Origin of the sequence: Mesorhizobium sp. M2A.F.Ca.ET.039.01.1.1 (genome assembly GCF_003998035.1) — a bacterium.
GTDB lineage: Bacteria > Pseudomonadota > Alphaproteobacteria > Rhizobiales > Rhizobiaceae > Mesorhizobium.
This window is the reverse complement of sequence record NZ_RZRY01001267.1, coordinates 1-1,008: the sequence shown is the minus strand read 5'-3', so window position 1 is coordinate 1,008 and position 1,008 is coordinate 1. Positions and strand designations below refer to the sequence as shown.

At 59.9% G+C, this 1,008-nt stretch carries 1 protein-coding gene; it reads right to left on the bottom strand.

Annotated features, from left to right (window positions below; all coding sequences use genetic code 11):
- Positions 1 to 294: 294 nt before the first annotated feature.
- Positions 295 to 1,008 (bottom strand): RIP metalloprotease RseP (rseP, locus tag EOA24_RS39170; RefSeq protein WP_127410892.1); only part of this gene is annotated, 714 nt, incomplete at its 5' end.

Below are 1,008 nucleotides of genomic sequence, written 5' to 3'. Positions count from 1 at the left end.
GCGCGCCTGGCAGGACCAGAGCGGCGGACAGAGCCGCCGCGGAAGCGGCGCTCAGAAACTTGGATGCTGCCTTCATCGGGCTTTTGTACCTTTTTCTCGTAGTCCCCACGGCGAGAAAACCGGACGTGCGGTATTTTCCCTTACCGTATTAACCGGATTTTCCCTACACGCAAGGCTCCCGGTTAATTTGTATTTACTTAACCGTACCGCGTGGCTTTCGCGTCACGCATATCCCCACGCATGGTAAACGGCATCTCAATATCACCGGCGCTGAAGCCAAATTTCTTCATGATTTCAGCACCCAAACAGATCATTCCAAAAAACGAAGCCCATGAAGCCGAGCACCAGGAACAGCCCGGTCCGATAGGCCATCTCCATCATTCGCTCCGAAACGGGCCGCCTTATGACGGCCTCCACGCCGTAGAACAACAGGTGGCCGCCGTCGAGAGGGGGAATCGGCAGGAGATTGAGAAATCCTATTCCGACTGACAGAAATGCAACAAGCTGCACCAGCCACTCGAAGCCGAGCTTGGCTGCCTGGCCCGACATCTTCGCAATCTTGATCGGGCCGCCCAATTGGCATTTGTCCTCGCGTCCAAGCGCAAAGCGCTGCAGGAACTGCCCGGTGCGCTCGATCACATGTCCGGTTTCCTCGACCGCCGCCACCACGGCGCCGGCCGGTGTATAGGAGATCAGGCGTGGCTGGCCGAGCTCGGCATTGTTGACGACGCCGATAACCGCAACCTTGACCTTGTTGCCCAGCGCATCCTGCTGCTCCATCGGCTCCGGTGTCGCCGTGACGGCGATTTCCTTGCCGTCGCGCAGCAGGGTGAAGGTGATGGCATCGCCTGCCCGGCCCGAGACCAGGCGCTGTACATCGGCGAAGGTCCCCACCTTGCTGCCGTCGACTTTGACGAATCGATCGCCAGGCTGGATTCCGGCTTTCTCCGCCGGACTGCCCGCGGTGACCTGGGCCACCGTAGGTTCCAGAACCGGACGGCCATAGAG